General features: G+C 43.1%; 13 protein-coding genes. 4 read left to right on the top strand and 9 right to left on the bottom strand.

Annotated elements, in window-relative coordinates; genetic code table 11:
* Positions 1–848: 848 nt before the first annotated feature.
* Together cadB and DZ860_RS21560 are read left to right on the top strand one after the other, a co-directional pair.
* Positions 849–2,192, top strand: a complete 1,344-nt coding sequence (cadB, locus tag DZ860_RS21565) for a cadaverine/lysine antiporter (protein WP_120035140.1) — start codon at positions 849–851, stop codon at positions 2,190–2,192.
* Between the two features lie 108 nt (positions 2,193–2,300).
* Positions 2,301–4,436, top strand: a complete 2,136-nt coding sequence (locus tag DZ860_RS21560) for a lysine decarboxylase CadA (protein ID WP_120035138.1) — start codon at positions 2,301–2,303, stop codon at positions 4,434–4,436.
* A 753-nt stretch (positions 4,437–5,189) separates the two neighbouring features.
* On the opposite strand, the gene fis is transcribed toward DZ860_RS21560, so the two are convergent.
* The 9 genes from fis to DZ860_RS21515 form a co-directional block, all read right to left on the bottom strand.
* Positions 5,190–5,486 (bottom strand): DNA-binding transcriptional regulator Fis, encoded by a 297-nt coding sequence (gene fis / locus DZ860_RS21555; RefSeq protein WP_000462885.1) that lies wholly within the window; start codon positions 5,484–5,486, stop codon positions 5,190–5,192.
* A 23-nt stretch (positions 5,487–5,509) separates the two neighbouring features.
* On the bottom strand, positions 5,510–6,478 hold the full coding sequence (gene dusB, locus DZ860_RS21550) for a tRNA dihydrouridine synthase DusB (RefSeq protein WP_165862953.1): 969 nt from the start codon (positions 6,476–6,478) through the stop codon (positions 5,510–5,512).
* Between the two features lie 139 nt (positions 6,479–6,617).
* Entirely contained in the window at positions 6,618–7,505 is an 888-nt protein-coding gene (gene prmA / locus DZ860_RS21545) for a 50S ribosomal protein L11 methyltransferase (protein WP_120035134.1), read from the bottom strand.
* 134 nt (positions 7,506–7,639) lie between these two features.
* Positions 7,640–8,986, bottom strand: coding sequence for an acetyl-CoA carboxylase biotin carboxylase subunit (gene accC / locus DZ860_RS21540; protein WP_120035132.1), 1,347 nt, complete (start codon positions 8,984–8,986; stop codon positions 7,640–7,642).
* 15 nt (positions 8,987–9,001) lie between these two features.
* Entirely contained in the window at positions 9,002–9,463 is a 462-nt protein-coding gene (gene accB, locus DZ860_RS21535) for an acetyl-CoA carboxylase biotin carboxyl carrier protein (protein ID WP_120035130.1), read from the bottom strand.
* A gap of 59 nt (positions 9,464–9,522) precedes the next feature.
* Positions 9,523–9,972, bottom strand: a complete 450-nt coding sequence (gene aroQ, locus DZ860_RS21530; RefSeq protein ID WP_120035128.1) for a type II 3-dehydroquinate dehydratase — start codon at positions 9,970–9,972, stop codon at positions 9,523–9,525.
* Positions 9,973–10,265: 293 nt separating this feature from the next.
* Entirely contained in the window at positions 10,266–12,215 is a 1,950-nt protein-coding gene (acs, locus tag DZ860_RS21525; RefSeq protein ID WP_120035126.1) for an acetate--CoA ligase, read from the bottom strand.
* Between the two features lie 288 nt (positions 12,216–12,503).
* Complete coding sequence (locus DZ860_RS21520; protein WP_120035124.1) at positions 12,504–13,139, bottom strand: 3'-5' exonuclease; 636 nt, start codon at positions 13,137–13,139, stop codon at positions 12,504–12,506.
* A gap of 11 nt (positions 13,140–13,150) precedes the next feature.
* Positions 13,151–14,977, bottom strand: coding sequence for a DUF294 nucleotidyltransferase-like domain-containing protein (locus DZ860_RS21515; protein ID WP_120035122.1), 1,827 nt, complete (start codon positions 14,975–14,977; stop codon positions 13,151–13,153).
* A 232-nt stretch (positions 14,978–15,209) separates the two neighbouring features.
* Here DZ860_RS21515 and DZ860_RS21510 point away from each other — a divergent pair, with 232 nt between their 5' ends.
* A complete protein-coding gene (locus DZ860_RS21510) occupies positions 15,210–16,388 on the top strand; it encodes a 3-phenylpropionate MFS transporter (protein WP_120035120.1) in 1,179 nt (392 codons plus the stop codon).
* Positions 16,389–16,571: 183 nt separating this feature from the next.
* Positions 16,572–20,009 carry a hybrid sensor histidine kinase/response regulator gene (locus DZ860_RS21505; protein WP_120035118.1) on the top strand — a complete coding sequence of 1,146 codons (3,438 nt, stop codon included), beginning with the start codon at positions 16,572–16,574 and terminating at the stop codon, positions 20,007–20,009.
* The last annotated feature ends 61 nt before the right edge of the window (positions 20,010–20,070 follow it).

Genomic DNA, 20,070 nt, shown 5'->3' with positions numbered 1-20,070 from the left:
TGTCGATTATGCACACTTTCATTCAATATGGAGAAGGGGGAAACCTTATAGGGTTGATATATACATGTTCGTTTCACTCTTTGATCTAGATATTCCCTTTCATATGTCGGTACAGTAGAAGTGCTTTTGTTCTCTTACCCAATCAAATCGCACATCTACGTATATTCACTTATTGTTCTTCGATGCTTTCAAGTTGTTCGCGTATAAAGTTGGCTTCATTGTTTTGAATTAGATCGTTATTTTGAGCTAATTTCCCATTTTTAATGATTATCGGTGTCTAGGTTAACTTTCTGGTAAGCACTAAAAATGACTCCAGTGTTTTGTTAATCATAGTTTTTCTACCAATAATAGAGGATGTTGTTATGCATTCTCCTTTACATATCAATAATAGGATGGGTATTTAGCATCGAGTGTTTAAAATCAGATGATTAGTTATGGTATCGGTCATTATCTTGCTAGCTTTGATTGCAAAACTGGAGAATGTTTATACGAAACACAACACATCAAGGTATCAATCTCTGTTGAAGTTACCACTGATTGTTTTGAATAGGTTTATCAGAAAAATAGTTGTGTTTATATTTTTAGGTTTTGTAATTTTGCGCTTTATGTTTTTTCTGTAAATTGCTGTTTTTATTTGTTTTATATTTTTAATTTGAAAGGGTTTATCTCAGGTTTATATCGAACAGGTAATTATTTTATTGATAAGACCAAGTTTATTTTTTTCCAAGATTTTGGGCGTAGTCTTCACCTCGAAGTTTAGCGAGGGCACTAGGTATTCGCCTTTAGCATCTCGCTAATAAGTTCAGTTTGAATCATTAAGGTTCGAGTAGAATAGATTTGGAGATGTTATGTCATCGAATACAAAAAAAATCGGTCTGATTGCCTGTACGGGTGTCGTGGCTGGTAACATGATGGGTAGTGGTATCGCACTATTACCTTCTAGCTTAGCCTCTGTGGGCTCTGTTTCAATTTTCAGTTGGCTGATCTGTTTGGTCGGTGCACTGAGTCTGGCGTTCGTTTACGCTCGTCTGGCAACCAAAAACCCTCAAGAAGGTGGTCCAATCGCTTATGCTGGCGAAGTTGCCCCTGTATTTGGTTTCCAAACGGGCGTTCTTTACTACCATGCGAACTGGATCGGTAACCTAGCTATTGCCATCACAGGTGTTTCTTACCTTTCAGTATTCTTCCCTGTGCTCAATAACCCAATTCCTGCAGGTATTGCCACTATCGCATCAGTGTGGATCTTCACTCTTGTTAACCTACTTGGTGGTAGTTGGGTAAGCCGATTATGTACGCTTGGCCTTGTGCTTATTCTTATCCCTGTTGTTGGTACAGCCTTATTTGGTTGGACTCACTTCGAACCTGCTATATACAGCCAAAACTGGAATGTATCAGCGGGTACAGATAGCCACGCAGTGATTACAGCAGTACTTATCTGTCTATGGTCGTTTGTTGGTGTGGAATCAGCAGCGGTATCAACCGGTATGGTTGAAAATCCAAAACGTACTGTACCTCTAGCAACTATGCTAGGTACCGGTATCGCAGGTGTCATTTATATCCTTTCTACTCAGATGATTAGTGGCATGTTCCCAGCTTCTGAAGTAGCAGCATCAGGTGCACCATTTGCGCTAGCAACAACAGAGCTATTCGGTAGCTGGTCAGCACCTTTCGTGTCAGCGTTCACAGCATTAGCATGTTTCACATCACTAGGTTCTTGGATGATGCTAGTTGGTGAAGCTGGTAAACGTGCAGCAAGCGATGGCAACTTCCCTAAAGTCTACGGCGAAACAGATAAAAATGGCGTGCCTAAAAAAGGTTTAATCCTTGCGTCAATTAAAATGACCGCGCTAATGGTTGTGTTGATGTTCTTTAGTTCAAAAACAGCACATGCTTCTGATCTATTTAACCAACTAACTACTGACGCAGTGTTGCTAACTATGCTGCCTTACTTCTACTCAAGCATTAACTTGATTCGATTTGAAGGTATGACAACACGCAGCGGCTTTGTGATGTTCTTCTCTGGTATTGCATGTCTATTCTGCTTTATCGCTCTAGCGGGTGCAGAGGGTTCAACACTAACAGCAACCTTCATCGTATCTCTCGTTATCTTGATGTTCTACAGCAAAAAAGAAGGTTTAGCTCAATACGTTGAGCAGCATTCGAACGATATGCCTGCACAAGCAAGCAACTAATCCTAATGCTGGCGCTAGCCGCCAGCTCTTTAAAATTTCTTTGGCGCTCACCTTACTCACTGTTTGTAAATGACAGAGAGCGCCTTCATTCACCTTGGAGATCTCCAAATGAATATTTTCGCTATCTTGAACCACATGGGTGTGTTCTTTAAAGAAGAGCCAGTACGTCAACTTCACGCTGCATTAGAAAAAGCAGGTTACCAAGTTGTTTATCCGGTCGATGATAAAGACCTGATCAAAATGATTGAAATGAACCCACGTATCTGTGGTGTGTTGTTTGACTGGGACAAATACTCTTTAGAGCTTTGTGAACGTATCAGCACAATTAATGAGAAACTTCCTGTGCATGCTTTTGCTAACGAGCAATCAACACTGGATATTTCACTCACCGACCTTCGTTTAAACGTAAGCTTCTTTGAGTACGCTTTAGGTATGGCCGATGATATCGCGATTAAAATTAATCAAGCGACTGAGGCATATAAAGATGCCATCATGCCTCCATTCACTAAAGCGTTATTTAAGTACGTTGAAGAGGGTAAATATACTTTCTGTACTCCTGGCCATATGGGTGGTACTGCTTTCCAAAAAAGCCCAGCAGGTAGCATTTTCTACGATTTTTACGGTCCAAATACATTTAAAGCGGACGTATCAATCTCAATGCCTGAACTAGGTTCTTTGTTAGACCATTCTGGTCCTCACAAAGATGCTGAAGAGTATATTGCTCGTACATTCAATGCTGACAGCTCTTACATCGTGACTAACGGCACATCAACTTCGAATAAAATCGTGGGTATGTACTCAGCACCAGCAGGTAGCACAGTATTAATTGACCGTAACTGTCATAAATCGCTTACTCACCTAATGATGATGAGTGATGTAACACCAATCTACTTCCGTCCAACACGTAACGCTTACGGTATTCTTGGTGGTATTCCACAAAGTGAATTTAGCCGTGAAGTGATTGCTGAAAAAGTGGCGAATACCCCTGGTGCAACGGCTCCTCGTTATGCTGTTGTAACTAACTCGACTTATGATGGCTTGTTGTACAATACACAGTTCATTAAAGAGTCTTTAGATTGTAAACACATTCACTTTGATAGTGCTTGGGTTCCTTACACTAACTTCAACCAAATTTACGATGGTAAATGTGGTATGAGTGGTGAAGCTATGCCAGGTAAAGTGTTCTATGAAACACAATCTACTCACAAATTGCTTGCTGCGTTCTCTCAAGCATCAATGATTCACGTGAAAGGTGATTTTGATAAAGAGTCGTTCAATGAAGCATTTATGATGCATACATCGACTTCTCCTCAATACGGTATTGTGGCTTCAACTGAAACCGCTGCTGCAATGATGCGTGGTAATACTGGTAAGAAATTGATGCAAGATTCTATTGATCGTGCAATCCGTTTCCGTAAAGAGATCAAACGTCTAGAGGCTGAAAGTGACAGCTGGTTCTTTGATGTATGGCAACCTGAAAACATCGATACTACAGAGTGCTGGAAACTTGATCCAAACGAAACTTGGCATGGCTTCAAGAACATGGATGACAATCACATGTATCTTGACCCAATTAAAGTAACGTTGTTGACTCCTGGGATGAACAAAGATGGCGAACTTGAAGAGTCTGGTATTCCAGCATCTCTAGTTGCTAAGTTCCTTGATGAAAAAGGTATTGTTGTTGAGAAAACAGGTCCTTACAACTTGTTGTTCCTATTCTCAATCGGTATCGATAAATCAAAAGCAATGCAATTGCTACGTGGTTTGACTGAGTTTAAACGTGGTTACGATCTGAACTTAACAGTGAAGACTTTCCTACCATCACTATATAACGAAGATCCAAGCTTCTACGAAGGTATGCGTGTACAAGATTTAGCTCAAGCTATTCATAAGCTAACTAAAAAATACAACCTACCTGAGTTGATGTACAAAGCGTTTGATGTACTTCCTGAAATGAAAGTAACTCCACACGCTGCTTGGCAAGAAGAGCTTCGTGGCAATATTGAAGAAGTGAAGTTAGCGGAAATGGTTGGTCGTGTTAGTGCGAATATGATTCTTCCTTACCCACCGGGTGTGCCTCTAGTTCTTCCTGGTGAAATGGTGACTGATGAATCTCGCCCAGTTCTAGAGTTCCTAGAAATGCTGTGTGAAATCGGTGCTCATTACCCAGGCTTTGAAACTGACATTCACGGTTTGTACCAACAGAAAGATGGTAGCTACACTGTAAAAGTATTGAAAGACTAATAATCTTTCTGATGATGTTATTGAGATAGCAATGCATGCTCCACTCTCATGGGCTCAATATCTCATCACACAACACGGTTACGATGTCAGTATGCGATTAGTGTACTGACACCGACACCCCGAACCGCTGTTGTTTTTTAGGGCAAGGATGCCCTAATCTTTAGATTCACTTCAATTGAACGCTAGTCAATTTCCATGACAATGCGACCTGTAATATCACCTTTTCCACATCTGAAAATATATCTGCCGTTCTTTGTCTGTATTAATAATTTACGTCATCATTCTCACCCCTTTAGCCACGCCAAGAGTTGAAACTTCATCATTGACTACAAGCGAATAGCTAGGATGTTCCTTATCTGGGTATTGAGCTTTAGAGTCGTGGAAGAAAAAGTGGTAATGACCACGCACTCAGTACCATTAGATATATCCACTCAATAATAGAGTTGTAAGTGATAAAGGTCATTGTCGACGAGCATTGCTTTTCCTACCTCCCTATAACCCGTTATAAGCGCGGAGTTACTTTTTGTTAATAATGATGCAGGACAACGAATAGACCGACATGAGGCTCTCTACAGGCTCGATTTATGGGCTTTTTACATTAGAACCGTAATGTCGATAGAATTGTTGCAACAATCTAATTTCAAAAAATAAGAAAAGAAATAGGGGGGAGGTGGAGGTTAGTTTTATATAGGGTGTTAGAAAAAAGGCCATGTTACCGAGGTAACATGGCCTAAAATTAGGACTAATTTGTAATTAGTTCATGCCGTATTTTTTTAGTTTCTTACGAAGAGTACCGCGGTTGATACCCATCATAGTTGCCGCGCGAGTTTGGTTACCGCGAGTGTACTGCATGATGGTATCTAGTAGTGGCTGTTCAACTTCTGCTAGAACTAATTCGTATAGTTCTGTAACTTCTTGACCATTTAATTGAGCAAGATAGTTTTTAAGAGATGCTTTAACAGAGTCACGTAGTGGCTTTTGCGTGATTTGATCTTGTGAAGTTACTGTTGTTACTGTTAATGCTTCTGAAGTCAGATTTTGTTCGAACATATTCGGTCTAGCTCTTCTCGTAATTATGGTGCAACGTTATCAAAATAACCTTCAAGTGCTTCGAGTTGTAATGGAGCAACTTCGATGGCATTAAAGGTACGGCGAAACTCACTGGCTTGCTCATGCTCTTTTAGGTACCAACCCACATGCTTACGAGCAATGCGAGGGCCTAAGTACTCTCCATAGAAATCATGGAGTGCATTTACATGGCCAAGCAGTATGTCTTTCACTTCCAAAAGAGGAAGTTCAGGCATAGTAGTGCCGTTTTCCAAATAGTGATGGATTTCCTGAAAAATCCAAGGGCGACCCTGGGCAGGTCGTCCAATCATCAAAGCGTCAGCGCCAGTGTAATCCAGCACAAACTTAGCTTTTTCTGGGCTATCGATATCACCGTTCGCAATAACCGGAATAGAAATCGCCTGTTTAACCGCTTTGATGCTGTCGTATTCTGCCTCGCCTTTGTACATGCATGCTTTGGTTCGTCCGTGGAGAGCCAATGCTTGTATGCCGCAGTCTTCGGCTAGTTTAGCGATAGCGACACAGTTCTTATTGTCTGTGTCCCAACCAGTTCTTGTCTTCAATGTTACGGGAACGTCGACGGCATTTACTACAGCTTTTAAAATATCTTCGATGATATTTGGGTACTGTAGCAATGCTGAACCGGCCAGTTTTTTATTCACTTTCTTTGCAGGGCAACCCATGTTGATATCGATGATTTGCGCACCGTTTTCAACACTGAATTGGGCAGCCTCGGCCATAAGCTGTGGATCGGCGCCCGCAATTTGTACTGAGCGAATGCCCGATTCGCCTTCGTGTACCATGCGCTGTTTCGATTTAGCCGTTGTCCATACTCTCGGATTTGAGGACATCATTTCACTGACGGCCATACCTGCGCCATAGCGAAGGCACAACTCACGAAAAGGTCTATCAGTAACCCCCGCCATAGGAGCGACGATAAGATTATTCTTAAGTTGATAATTTCCGATTTTCAAAACAACTACACAGTTCTGTACCAGCAAGGGCGCGCATTTTACGCATTTTTTTACTGCGTGAAAAGACTAATATTTGAGCATTTACAATTTGTTTTTGTAATTTGCATAAATATCAGTCAATTAATTGAAGAAGTCTTGGTTATGCTTGCTTTTGACCAGAGATTCTACACCACTCTTTTAGCTCCACAATTGGGTCTAATGAGAGATCTTCACGGTAGAAATCAGCAACACCCTCTGCTTGAGTGTCTAAAACGCCGGACATTGCGAGTAAGCCATTTGGCTTCATTAGACCTTTAATTACACCTGAAAGGTCACGAAGTGGACCAGCTAAGATGTTTGCAACGACAACGTCAGCAAGTAGGTTTTCTGGCTGGTTTTGAGGTAGGTATACTTCTAATTGGTCAGCAACGCCGTTACGCTCAGCGTTATCCTTTGATGCGGTTAATGCCTGAGGGTCGATGTCGATACCGATTACTTTTGCTGCGCCAAGTTTGATAGCAGCAATAGCAAGGATGCCTGAACCACAGCCAAAATCGATAACTGTTTTACCTTGTAAATCTAAGCCTTCAAGCCATTCTAGGCAAAGTGCTGTGGTTGGGTGGGTACCTGTACCAAATGCAAGGCCTGGGTCCAGCATTACGTTGACTGCGTCAGGTTCTGGAATTTCACGCCAGCTAGGACAAATCCATAGGCGCTCACCAAATTTCATTGGGTGGAAGTTATCCATCCATTCGCGTTCCCAGTCTTTGTCTTCCAACTGTTCTACTTTGTAGGCAAAACCATCAGCTAGCATATTGCTGAGTTTGATTTGATCGATAATGAAGCTAGAGTCCGCTTCGGCGTCGTACAACGCTAGGATGTCAGTATCGCCCCATAGACGCGTCTCTCCTGGAAGAGGTTCAAATACTGGCGTGTCGTGGGCATCCAAAAAGGTCACCGATAGTGCGCCTGTCTCTTCCATAAGCATATCGCCGATTTGCTCAGCGTTTTCATTAGTCGCATTAAGTTTGATTTGAATCCAAGGCATGGTAATCGCTCTCGATAAATTGAAGTCGCGCAAGTGTATCAGAACTGTGCGATAAGGTTGAGTTTATGTGCAAAACAAAAATGCTCACCGAAGTGAGCATTTAACTATAGTATTAACCGACATTTTAAGTAGGTCTACGATTGTATGCCGAGTTTCTTTTCAAGATAGTGGATGTTTGCACCACCATGTTGGAAGTTCTCATCGTTCATAATCGCTACTTGTAAAGGCACGTTGGTTTTGATGCCCTCAATGATCATCTCGCCTAGTGCATTTTTCATACGAGCAATCGCAACGTCGCGGTTCTCACCAAACGTGATCAGTTTACCGATCATTGAGTCGTAGTGTGGTGGAACAGTGTAGCCTGTATAAATGTGAGATTCCCAGCGAACACCCATACCGCCTGGCGAATGGAAGCGTTCAATCTTACCTGGAGATGGTAGGAAACGTTCAGGATCTTCAGCATTGATACGACACTCGATAGCATGGCCACGGATCTTAATGTCATCTTGTGTGAATGATAACGGTTGGCCTGCCGCAACACGCAGTTGCTCTTTGATCAAGTCAACGCCAGTCACCATTTCTGTTACTGGATGCTCAACTTGAATACGGGTGTTCATTTCAATGAAGTAGAACTCACCATTTTCGTATAGGAACTCAAAAGTACCTGCACCACGGTAGCCAATCTCAAGACACGCACGAGTACAACGTTCACCGATGTACTTACGCATTTCTTCGGTAATGCCAGGAGCTGGTGCTTCTTCCACTACTTTTTGGTGACGACGTTGCATTGAGCAATCACGTTCGCCTAGGTGAATTGCGCCACCTTGACCATCAGCAATCACTTGAACTTCAACGTGACGAGGGTTTTCTAGGAATTTCTCCATGTAAACCACATCGTTGTTGAACGCTGCTTTTGCTTCTGCACGTGTCATTGCGATAGCTTGGATTAAGTCTGCTTCTGCACGAACCACCCGCATACCGCGACCACCACCGCCGCCAGACGCTTTAATGATTACTGGGTAACCAATGCGTTTTGCGTGTGCTTTGTTTTTTGTATTGTCATCATCAAGTGGGCCATCTGAACCAGGTACACAAGGTACACCCGCTTTTTTCATCGCGTTGATAGCTGATACTTTATCGCCCATGATGCGGATCGTTTCCGCTTTTGGACCCACAAAGATGAAACCACTACGCTCAACTTGCTCTGCAAAATCAGCGTTTTCTGATAGGAAGCCGTAACCTGGGTGGATTGCAACCGCACCCGTTACTTCTGCTGCAGAAATGATGCGTGGGATATTTAGGTAGCTGTCGATACCGCGAGCAGGACCAATACATACCGTTTCATCGGCTAATAGAACGTGTTTAAGATCGCGATCGGCTGTTGAGTGAACAGCAACAGTCTTAATTCCCAGTTCTTTACATGCGCGAAGAATACGAAGTGCAATTTCACCTCGGTTCGCGATGACTAATTTATCTAGCATAAGAGAAAGCCTCTATTATTCGATAACAACAAGTGGTTGGTCGAATTCAACGGGTTGGCCGTCTTCAACTAGGATAGCTGTTACAACACCAGATTTATCAGCTTCGATTTGGTTCATCATCTTCATTGCTTCAACAATACAAAGCGTTTCACCAGCCGTCACACTTTGGCCTACTTCGATGAAAGATTTTGATTCTGGGCTTGGAGAACGGTAGAACGTACCAACCATTGGAGAAAGAACTTGGTGGCCAGCAGGAACTGGAGCTGGTGCTGGAGCTTCCATTGTTGGCGTTGCTGTAACTGGCGCCGCTACAGGAGCAGGTGCTGCTACAGGAGCTGGAGCATAATGAATTGGTGCAACCGGTGCTGCGCCATGACGACTGATTCGTACTGACTCTTCACCTTCAGAGATTTCTAGCTCGGCAATGCCAGACTCTTCAACTAACTCAATAAGCTTCTTGATTTTACGAATATCCATCTTTTCTTTCTCTTTTATCTTGTGATTAAGACAACCTCGATGGGTTGCAGAGTGTTCGGTTACTTTGCCTGCAGGTGATTAACGGCTGCCGACAATGCAAATTCATAGCCTTGGGCACCTAATCCACAAATCACGCCTACGGCCTTATCGGATAGATAAGAGTGGTGGCGGAATGGTTCACGAGCGTGAACATTGGATAGGTGAACCTCAATAAATGGGATCGCAACTCCCAATAAGGCATCACGTAATGCGACGCTGGTGTGAGTATAAGCGGCCGGATTTATGATGATAAAATCAACCGTACCGTAGGCAGCGTGTATCGCTTCAATCAATTCATACTCACGATTTGACTGTAGGTGATCTAACTCCACCCCCAGTTCTTGCGCATTGTTAGTCAGCGTTGCAACGATCTGTGCTAACGTCTTTGAGCCATAGTGTGCAGGCTCGCGTAAACCTAATAGATTAATATTTGGTCCGTTTAGAACTAGAATTCGTGACTTTGCTGACATTGTGGTCCTATCTTCCTTTATCGTGTGAGGATTATTTTTATCTCTCAATATACGATATTTCAATGTGATTTTTTAAATGAAAATTGGGAAATAATAAGAAATCGCCCACGATTATAGCTAATTCAGCGCAATTAGCAGCAATTTACTGGTCTAATCTCCCAATGTGACATCAAAATTCTGCAACCAAGATAACAAAAACACTGTACCAAACGGAATAGTCGAAATAAAAACTGTTCACTGAAACGAGAAAAGCCGCCATAGGGATGGCGGCTTGTTTTACCTAGTCTCGATGATTATGCGAGTTCTGCTTTCTCTGCAATCAACTTCTCTACAACACTAGGGTCTGCAAGGGTTGATGTATCACCTAGGTTTCCAGTATCACCTGTGGCAATTTTACGCAAAATACGGCGCATGATCTTACCGGAACGCGTTTTTGGTAGAGAATCCGTCCAGTGCAATACGTCAGGTGTTGCGATAGGACCAATTTCTTTGCGAACCCAGTTTTTCACTTCTTTATGTAAGTCGGCACTTGGGAATTCACCATCGTTTAAAGTGATATAAGCGTAAATAGCTTGGCCTTTGATATCATGTGGGATGCCCACAATTGCGGCTTCAGCAATTTTGTCATGAGCAACAAGGGCAGATTCGATTTCAGCTGTGCCCATACGGTGACCAGATACGTTTAGCACATCATCAACACGACCAGTGATCCAGTAGTAGCCATCTTCATCACGACGAGCACCATCGCTGGTAAAGTACATACCTTTAAAGGTCGAGAAATACGTTTGCTCGAAACGCTCATGGTCGCCATAAACTGTACGCATTTGACCAGGCCAAGAATCTAGGATGACTAAGTTACCATCAGCAGCACCATCAATGATATTACCCATATTATCAACCAAAGCAGGTTGCACACCGAAGAATGGGCGTGTTGCTGAACCTGGTTTTAGGTCTGTTGCGCCAGGAAGTGGAGCAATCAAAATGCCGCCAGTTTCTGTTTGCCACCAAGTATCAACGATAGGTGATTGCTCGTTACCGATGGTTTTGTAGTACCATTCCCAGGCTTCAGGGTTAATTGGTTCGCCTACTGATCCCATAATACGCAAGCTGCTACGTGAGGTACCCTCGACCGCTTCGTTGCCTTTAGCCATTAATGCACGAATAGCGGTTGGAGCAGTGTAGAGAATGTTTACTTGATGCTTATCAACCACTTCACTCATACGAGCAGTGCTAGGGTAATTAGGCACGCCTTCGAACAGAATGGTCTTAGCACCATTTGCAAGCGGTCCGTAGATCAAGTAAGTGTGTCCAGTGATCCAGCCTACATCAGCAGTACACCAGAACGTTTCCCCCTCTTGGTAATCAAATACATATTTGAATGTCATTGCGGCATAAACAAGGTAGCCACCCGTTGTGTGCAATACGCCTTTTGGTTTGCCTGTTGAGCCTGAGGTGTAAAGAATGAATAGTGGATCTTCTGCTTTCATTTCTTCCGGTGGGCAATCATCTGAGACATTTGCAGTTGCTTCATGCCACCACACATCACGATGCTCATGCCAATCTACATTTCCCCCAGTGCGTTGGAAAACGATGACTTTTTCAATGCTTTTAACTTCTGGGTTAGTCAGGGCTTCGTCAACGTTCTTTTTCAATGGAACAGCACGCCCGCCACGAACACCTTCATCGGCTGTGATGACAACTTTTGAATCAGAATCAATGATGCGGCCAGAAAGAGCTTCTGGTGAGAAACCACCAAAAACAACCGTATGTACGGCACCGATGCGGGTACAAGCAAGCATGGCAACGGCAGCTTCAGGTACCATTGGCATGTAAAGACAAACAACATCGCCTTTACGAACACCTTGTTCTTTTAGGGCATTCGAGAAACGACAAACTTCTTTATGAAGTTGGTTAAACGTTAGTGTTTTATCATCAGATGGGTCATCGCCTTCCCAAATGATCGCAACTTCGTCACCGCGATCAGCAAGGTGACGGTCAATACAGTTTGCTGATACGTTAAGTGTGCCATCTTCAAACCAACGAATATCAACATGACCTGTATCGAATGAGGTACTTTTTACTTGAGTGAATGGTTTAATCCAATCCACAATTTTACCGTGTTCCGCCCAGAAACCCTCTGGATCGGTAACGGACTGTTGGTACATGGCTAGGTAAGTGTCATTATCCGCGTGCGTATTTGCTTTAATATTCTCTTTTACCGGATAAACGTGTGCTTCACTCATTGCTTCTCTCCTTGTGCCTTAATTCCTAGTGAACTGAGCAAGTTTCTTTTGTGTCGTCTCAGCAGCATGATAGGGTGCTGCGAAATTTAGTTTGGTGAATATTGATTTCCTATAACTCTCAGCTACCGTGTGTTTTTCCACAATTAGACTTTAGGATGAGAGTCGATTCTATGTTGTAAAGTTATGTGATCTGATTCGATTTTGCGAAGTCGGTCAAAAACGAATAACACTTTTCCTGTCGATTGATTCTGTATTCATTGAGCCAACCTATCTGTGATGCATTTCGTATTAACGGTTGTATGGAAAACTCAATTGAGGAAGATCTCCTTTGGTTAAACGTACGAACACCAATGCCGCTGAAATGGCATCTTGCAAAGCATCATGCTTGTTTTTCTGCAGAGGAAGATCGAGATGTTTGCATATAGCATCTAAGCTTAAATCGAAATAAGCGTTGGGTAGATGCCGTTCTAATTTGTCGTGATAGATCTGGCTGACCTCAATTAATGGATTGGGTAACGGGAAGCCAAGCTGTCTCCGACATGCCAAATCTAGAATCTTTTTGTCATAACGTATGTGATAGCCCACTAAGGGGCGATTACCGATAAATTGGAGAAGTCGCTCAAGAGCTTGCTTCTCATCGATGCCGTTAACGAGGTCATTATGACGAATATGGTGAATTTTCACCGAACCAGAGTCGAGAGACTGAGGGGCTCTCAGGCGAACCTCAAATGGCTGACTGGTAATGATTCTATTGCCGATTATTTTCGTTGCGGCAATGGTGACAAGCTCTGCTCGATTTGGATCTAAGCTGGTGGTCTCACAATCAAGAGAAACATATTCATTTTTGACCACACTTTTAAAGTGCTCACGATAGAGAGAGCCTTTTAATTTGTAGTACCAGTAGCGTCGCTGAAGCCAATTCATGTTTTCTCTCTCTAATCGCGTAGTTGGTAATGGTGACCAAGAAACTGTTTGAATTTTTTCACTACATGCAGGCTATGACGCAGAAGATCTCGTTCAGTTCTATCAAGCTGCTTTAAGTCGATTCGGTTATTGGTATTTTGATTGATGAGTTGTTGGTTTAAACGCAGCTTGAAAAATAACTTCAATGCTTCATCTAGATTGTCAGTCGTTTCAGGTTCAAGGATCATTTTATTGCGTAGATCTTCGATACGTTCGAGCGTATTTTTACTGGTGAGACCATATTCAAGAGCTAAGGTGCGAATACCATGAACAATCGGAAAAATACCGCCACTTTTAAGATCGAGACCTTGCTTATCTTGTTTGACCGTTCCAAACAAAGTTAATGGCAGGGAAAATTGTAACGCTGGGCGGGAGAAGCCTTGTAGCGTGAGCATGTTGTTGAACATTAACGATCTCAGATGATCGCTGACCGGCTCAAGCAGTTGATGGTTTCCAGCGACTGGGTGCGCATCTGCCAATATGGCGAGATCCATGACATATTCGACTTTATTGCTTTTAACCCACTGAGTGAGACACTCTTTCCATTCCGTTTGGCTTTTCACCCACTTAGGATTATTTACCATGACTTTTCCAGGGCAAAGAGGGTAACCAAGTTGTTGAAGTGTATGAGTTAAGCGAGCCATTACGGTTTCACATTGATCCCATTCGAGACCATCTCTGATCACCAATGCATTATCTTGATCGGTTTTTAGTATTTGTTCACCACGCCCCTCTGAGCCTAATACGACTAAGCAGCAATGATCATGTAATGCGGGGGGAACCACGAGTTCAAAAGCTTTTTCTATGATAAGTTCATTAACCGCGGAAATGAGCTCCATAATGAAGCGGGTACGAATACCATTGCCAATCAAACTATCAACTAGCTCTCGTTGGCGATTGGATGCTAAAGCGAGTTCTTCTACGCTTGTAGAGCGAGCGATACTCAAACTTAGAACGTGAGAGTGGGTCGAAAATGCGCTAAGAATTTGTGTCATATCAAGCATGCCAATAGCTTCTTTCCCCTCGCATACCATGACACGCTTCATTCGATGTCTTGTCATTGAAATTAGAGCATTAAATATGAAGTCGCCATCATCAACATGAAAAACCGGAAAGGTAGCTATCTCACCTACGGGAGTATGTTGAGTGTGCCCATCAAGCATTACAGCATGTAACATATTGGTGCGAGTGACGATGGCGAATGGATGCTCATTAGGTTGAGCTAGCACTCTTGGGTCGTCATCATGTAAGCGTACGAGCGCAGAGTCGATACCATTGTCTTTGAGAGTCTTTGTTACCTGATTAAGCGGTTGCTCTGGTTCAAGAACCATTGCTGGATGATAAATATCACGATCTACTTTAGTAAGAATAAATTCCGCTAAGTTTTGTTGCTGCTGAGCGGCTTCGATGAGCTCTTGTCGACGGGCTAGATTATTATCGAAGTAGGCTGCAAACTGGCCATTTTCATTATATAGCTCGATAAAAATAGCTCGGGGTAATAGGTAGGAAAGCGTATCTTCTAGCGCAACATAATGGTGCTTAGGTGTACCATCAAATAATGATCTCACATCAAATAAATCATCATTCGCATAATGAGCAAAAACTTCATTACCATCTGGTGAACGTTCTTCAACTGCCCCTTTGATTAAAATGTGTAGATGGGCGTTGTCATATCCAGCTTGAAGAAGGTATTCAGATTCGCGGTAGTAAGCAACATCAAGTGATGAACGCAATAGTACTTGCTGAGATGGCGTTAACCGATCGAATGGAGGAAACGACATATTAAATTTATCTGGCATAGCGCACCTTGAAGCAAAAATTGCGATTGAATAGTGAGAGAATCAGGCTCACCACTTTCTTTATTGGCTTACTCTAAGTGTGACTATTTTTACCTGCCTTGCCAGACGACTTTGGTCGAACCCGTTGGATTGAGAATACAAAGCGGAAAAGGAATGTGTGAGTTTATTCCCTTTTTATTCGAACGGCGTCAATGGATAATGAAGATGATCTACTTCGTCTTTTGAGGCTCTCATGTTTACCCCTACACCTTATGGCTGGATTTCCCAGTATTTTTTTGGTTTCTTTTTCGCCTATGGCGTTTATTTGCCGTTTTGGGCTCTATGGTTAGAGGACCAAAGCATTTCTGCGACAGATATTGGTTTATTGATCGGGATAGGATTCGCGACACGTTGCCTTGCCAATATGGTTCTGACACCAAGGCTTCATAAAGCGGAACACTTAATACCAGCATTACGTTGGTTAACATTCGCCTCGATTATATTTATTGGATTTCACCTTTTTGTCGGCGGAAACTTTTGGGGGTTAGCTCTAGCGATTGTTTTATTTAACTTATGTTGTGGGCCAAGTATTCCATTATCGGATGCTATGGCTAACTACTACGCTCGGTTAAACATGTTGGATTATGGTCGTACTCGATTATGGGGGTCGGTTGCGTTTATCGCAGGTTCAACTGTTGTCGGTATTTTAGTTGCTAAGTTTGGCTCGAACATGATCATTTATACTGCGATGGCTGGTGTCTTGGTTGCCTTGTTATTTGCGTTGCGTAATCCCACCCCTATGCCGGTATCTAACGCAACCGAAAATACGACACGGCCTAAACTCTCGGAGTTGTTGAGAGAAAAACCCGTGTTGAAGTTTTTAGTATTGGTTGCTCTTATTCAAGGAAGTCATGCAGCCTATTACAGTTTTAGTACTATCTATTGGAAAGGCGCTGGATATTCAGAAGATGTGATTGGCTATTTGTGGAGTCTAGGTGTTGCGGCCGAGGTGGCGATCTTTGCTTTTAGTAAGCGTCTCTTTACTGGCTGGTCTTTGCGTGCGCTATTTATTCTTGCCGCACTTGGTGTCGTGGTCCGCTGGGGTTTGACAGCTTCAACAACAGCGTTAGTTGCTCTTGTGCTCATTCAGCTCTTACACGCCGTGACATTTGCGGTCGGTCATATCGCTGCAATTCAGTATATTCAAAATGCAGAATCTAGAAAGATGGTCGCACTTCAAGCATTATATAATGCGATCCCTCTTGGTGCCTTTATAGCACTAATGACGGCGCTCAGTGGATGGGGCTACGAACATTGGGGCGCAAATGTCTTCTGGGTTATGGCTATGATGGGCGGACTTGCTCTATTTATTCGGTTAGATCCGCAAAGCCAATCGCTGGAAGATGGACAGAAAGCGACAGAGTCGGTGTAAGGTTAGTTCTTTCTCGTTATCAGGTTAACCTTGTGTCCATTCACCGATGTTAGTTGGGGATAAAGCACAGAATTCCCGTTAACTGATTGAGTTGAAAAGTTATCCCTAGTTAAATGAAGCCTCTTCATTCCCGTTTGTGGATGGAGAGGTTTTTTATTGTCTTCTATTTGATAAGGATGTCGAATGCAAGGATGGCTGGTTATTCCTGTTTCTCTAATGTACTTAGGGTTACTGTTTTTAATTGCTTGGTACGGTGATAAGCGTGTCAGTTGGCTAGCCAAATGGCGACCTTGGATCTACAGCTTATCCATTGCCGTGTATTGTACCTCGTGGACTTTCTATGGAACAGTGGGGCAGGCAAGCAGTAATCCATGGGCTTTTTTACCAATCTATCTCGCACCAATTCTTGTGTTTACCTTTGGTTGGCGAATATTGGCAAGATTGATTTTAGTCGCTAAGCGAGAGCACATCACGTCAATTGCAGATTTTATCGCGGCTCGATATGGAAAATCACAAGGGCTAGCGGTGGTCATCACTATTATTGCAGTGGTTGGTATTTTGCCATATATCGCATTGCAACTACGTGGAATCACTCTTGGGCTTGATATTGTTGCACCTGAGTTTCAGCAAAACTTAGCTCAGCAAGGCATCGATGTATCGGCGTTCGTCGTTGTTGCTTTAGCCGCGTTCACTATGCTGTTTGGTACACGTCACATCGACAATACCGAGCATCATAGAGGAATGATGATGGCGGTTGCATTTGAATCTGTCGTTAAGCTGGTGGCTTTTCTTGCCGTAGGTATTTTTATTCTTTTTCTCGCTTTAGAAAGTCCAGAGATAAATATCGCTGAGATAGCCAGTCAGACTTACCAACCACCTAACATTCCGACCTTAGTGATTCATACGGTATTAACTATGATGGCGATCGTTTGTCTTCCACGTCAGTTCCATACCATGGTGGTTGAGAACGAACAAGCAGAAGACCTGCATACTGCTCGTTGGGTTTTTCCTTTGTATCTAGTCTTGATGGGGATTTTTGTTTTGCCTATCGCATGGGTTGGACAAGGAATGTTAGATGGAGTGAGTCCCGATACTTATGTCATCAGTTTACCCATGGCAGTTGGGGCTACTGATATTGCATTACTCGCGTTTCTTGGGGGAACATCGGCGGCGAGTGGAATGGTGATCGTTTCTACAATTGCATTGGCAATTATGGTATCAAACGATTTAGTGATGCCCCTTTTATTGCGTCGCATGCGTTTGTCTCAGCGCACACATCGTCATTTCTCTGGTTTGCTGATCATTATTCGTCGCGCACTCATCTTGTTGTTATTGCTTGGTGCATGGGGTTTTTATCAAGCTCTGGGCTCTATTCATTCACTGTCGGCAATTGGCTTTCTCTCCTTTGCGGCTATTAGTCAGTTTGCCCCCGCTTTAATTGGCGGAATGTATTGGCGACAAGGGAATCGAAAGGGGGTCTATGTTGGCCTCGCATTCGGCTTTACCTTGTGGTTGATTACGTTGATGAGCCAAACAGATATGTTGGCAGGAGACGCAACAAATAACTTCTTACTGTGGCTAATTACTCCGCCTCATTTTCTTGATGGATGGGGAGTAACAAACTCTGATTGGGGGATTGTTTTAAGCATTGCAGCGAATGCCCTTTGTTATGTTTTGGTCTCGTTGGTCACTCGTTCTAGCTTAAGTGAACGCTTACAATCGGCATCCTTTGTCGGAACACCATTACCTGAAAGTGAAAACATCAGTCTCTATCAAAGCCGCGTTACTGTTGGTGAGTTAGAGATGCTTGCCTCCCGTTTTGTCGGTCGCCCACGGGTTCGAACGGCATTTAAGCAATACTGGAGTCAGCAGCGTGAAACGATGATGCCAAACCAACAGGCCCCCTCTACTCTTATTCGTCACACAGAACGCGTCCTTGCTGGGGTGTTTGGTGCTTCTTCAGCTAAGTTAGTACTTACTTCTGCTTTGCAGGGTAGAAATATGCAGCTTGAGGAAGTGGCAACCATCGTTGATGAAGCATCTGAATTGTATGATTTTAGTCGCGGCTTACTGCAAGGCGCGATAGAACATATAGGGCAAGGTATTGCGGTAGTGGATAAGCAATTACGTCTTGTTGCTTGGAACCAACGTTACTTAGAGTTGTTTGGTTTCCCAGCAGGGTTAATTCAAGTGGGACGCCCTATTGCGGATGTTATTCGCCATAACGCTCAGAAAGGCTTGTGTGGGCCAGGGGATCCGGAGGGGCATGTTCGACGTCGTATTTATCATTTGGAACAAGGATCCCGACATACCTCTTCAAGAATTAGACCAGATGGTCGAGTGATTGAGGTACAAGGTAACCCAATGCCTGGCGGTGGATTTGTTATGAGCTTTACGGATATCACAGTATTTAGAGAGGCGGAACAGGCGCTTAAAGATGCGAATGAAACCTTGGAGGAAAGAGTCCATGAAAGGACTCGAGAACTTGAACAATTGAATCAGCAGTTGGTAGTTGCGACTCAGCGTTCAGAGTTGGAATCACAATCTAAATCTCGTTTTTTAGCTGCAGTGAGTCATGACTTAATGCAACCCCTCAATGCAGCTAGGTTGTTCGCTTCTTCTCTTTCTGAAGTCGCGAAAGATAGCGAAACTCAGCAGCTCTCTAATTATATCGAAAGTGCGTTAGGTGCGGCGGAGGATTTGATTGGAGACTTGCTGGATATTTCTCGTTTGGAGTCGGGTAAGTTGGATGTTCACGTACAAGGATTTGCTATTAATGATGTATTAGCCAATTTAGATGCAGAATTTAGTGCCTTAGCAAAACAACAAGGGATTGAATTTACCATGGTACGTAGTCACTTATTGGTTCAATCAGACCCTAAATTATTACGTCGCGTTGTACAGAATTTCTTAACCAATGCATTTCGCTATAGCCCCAATGGCAAAGTTGTACTTGGCGTGCGTCGTGTTGGCGAACAAGCCAGAATTGAAGTTTGGGATAATGGTATGGGTATTGATGAAGATAAGCAGCAAGAAATCTTTGAAGAGTTCAATCGAGGATCACAAGTGCGTGCCGATCAAGGACTCGGTCTAGGTTTAGCTATCTCAAAAGGTATTGCTAGCGTTCTTGGACATCAAATTTCAATGAGATCATGGCCGAGCCAAGGTAGTGTGTTTTCCATCACGCTGAACCAAGCGATGCAGGAAGTTCTTTCACCAGTACAAGCTCCTCAAGAAGCGGTATTCGATCTTAGTCATTTGAATGTGTTATGTGTCGATAATGAACCGGATATTTTAGTTGGAATGAAAAGTCTTTTGGATCGTTGGGGGTGCAACGTTCGAACCGCTGAAGATATTGTCTCTAGTTTACAGGCTATCGATAGTGACTGGGTTCCTGATGTGGTTTTATCTGATTTTCGTCTAAACGATGGACGAACAGGCTTGGAAGTTCTGCAACAATGCCGATTGCGTCTTGGTGATAACTTTGCGGGCGTTATTATTAGTGCCGATAGGACACAGGATATGATGGATGGTATTGAATCAAATGGTTTTTATTTTATACCTAAACCAGTGAAACCACTTAAGTTACGAGCATTCTTGAATCAAGCGATGAGTCTTTAAAATTAGCTTGTATTTGAATGGCTGTAGAAGAAAGGATAGGTCTGGGTCTTTGGAAGCCCCA

Source organism: Vibrio sinensis (assembly GCF_003605645.1).
In the GTDB taxonomy this organism is placed as follows: Bacteria; Pseudomonadota; Gammaproteobacteria; order Enterobacterales; family Vibrionaceae; genus Vibrio; species Vibrio sinensis.
Note: the sequence above shows the minus strand (reverse complement) of the source record. Positions and strands in the feature narration are given on the sequence as shown.

Excerpts from the sequence above, each read along its gene's own strand:
- DZ860_RS21560 (WP_120035138.1), top strand. The coding sequence starts at position 2,301 with ATGAATATTTTCGCTATCTTGAACCACATGGGTGTGTTCTTTAAAGAA.
- acs (WP_120035126.1), bottom strand. The coding sequence starts at position 12,215 with ATGAGTGAAGCACACGTTTATCCGGTAAAAGAGAATATTAAAGCAAAT.
- DZ860_RS21515 (WP_120035122.1), bottom strand. The coding sequence starts at position 14,977 with ATGCCAGATAAATTTAATATGTCGTTTCCTCCATTCGATCGGTTAACG.
- DZ860_RS21510 (WP_120035120.1), top strand. The coding sequence starts at position 15,210 with ATGTTTACCCCTACACCTTATGGCTGGATTTCCCAGTATTTTTTTGGT.
- cadB (WP_120035140.1), top strand. The coding sequence starts at position 849 with ATGTCATCGAATACAAAAAAAATCGGTCTGATTGCCTGTACGGGTGTC.
- fis (WP_000462885.1), bottom strand. The coding sequence starts at position 5,486 with ATGTTCGAACAAAATCTGACTTCAGAAGCATTAACAGTAACAACAGTA.
- DZ860_RS21520 (WP_120035124.1), bottom strand. The coding sequence starts at position 13,139 with ATGAATTGGCTTCAGCGACGCTACTGGTACTACAAATTAAAAGGCTCT.
- DZ860_RS21505 (WP_120035118.1), top strand. The coding sequence starts at position 16,572 with ATGCAAGGATGGCTGGTTATTCCTGTTTCTCTAATGTACTTAGGGTTA.
- accC (WP_120035132.1), bottom strand. The coding sequence starts at position 8,986 with ATGCTAGATAAATTAGTCATCGCGAACCGAGGTGAAATTGCACTTCGT.
- aroQ (WP_120035128.1), bottom strand. The coding sequence starts at position 9,972 with ATGTCAGCAAAGTCACGAATTCTAGTTCTAAACGGACCAAATATTAAT.
- accB (WP_120035130.1), bottom strand. The coding sequence starts at position 9,463 with ATGGATATTCGTAAAATCAAGAAGCTTATTGAGTTAGTTGAAGAGTCT.
- prmA (WP_120035134.1), bottom strand. The coding sequence starts at position 7,505 with ATGCCTTGGATTCAAATCAAACTTAATGCGACTAATGAAAACGCTGAG.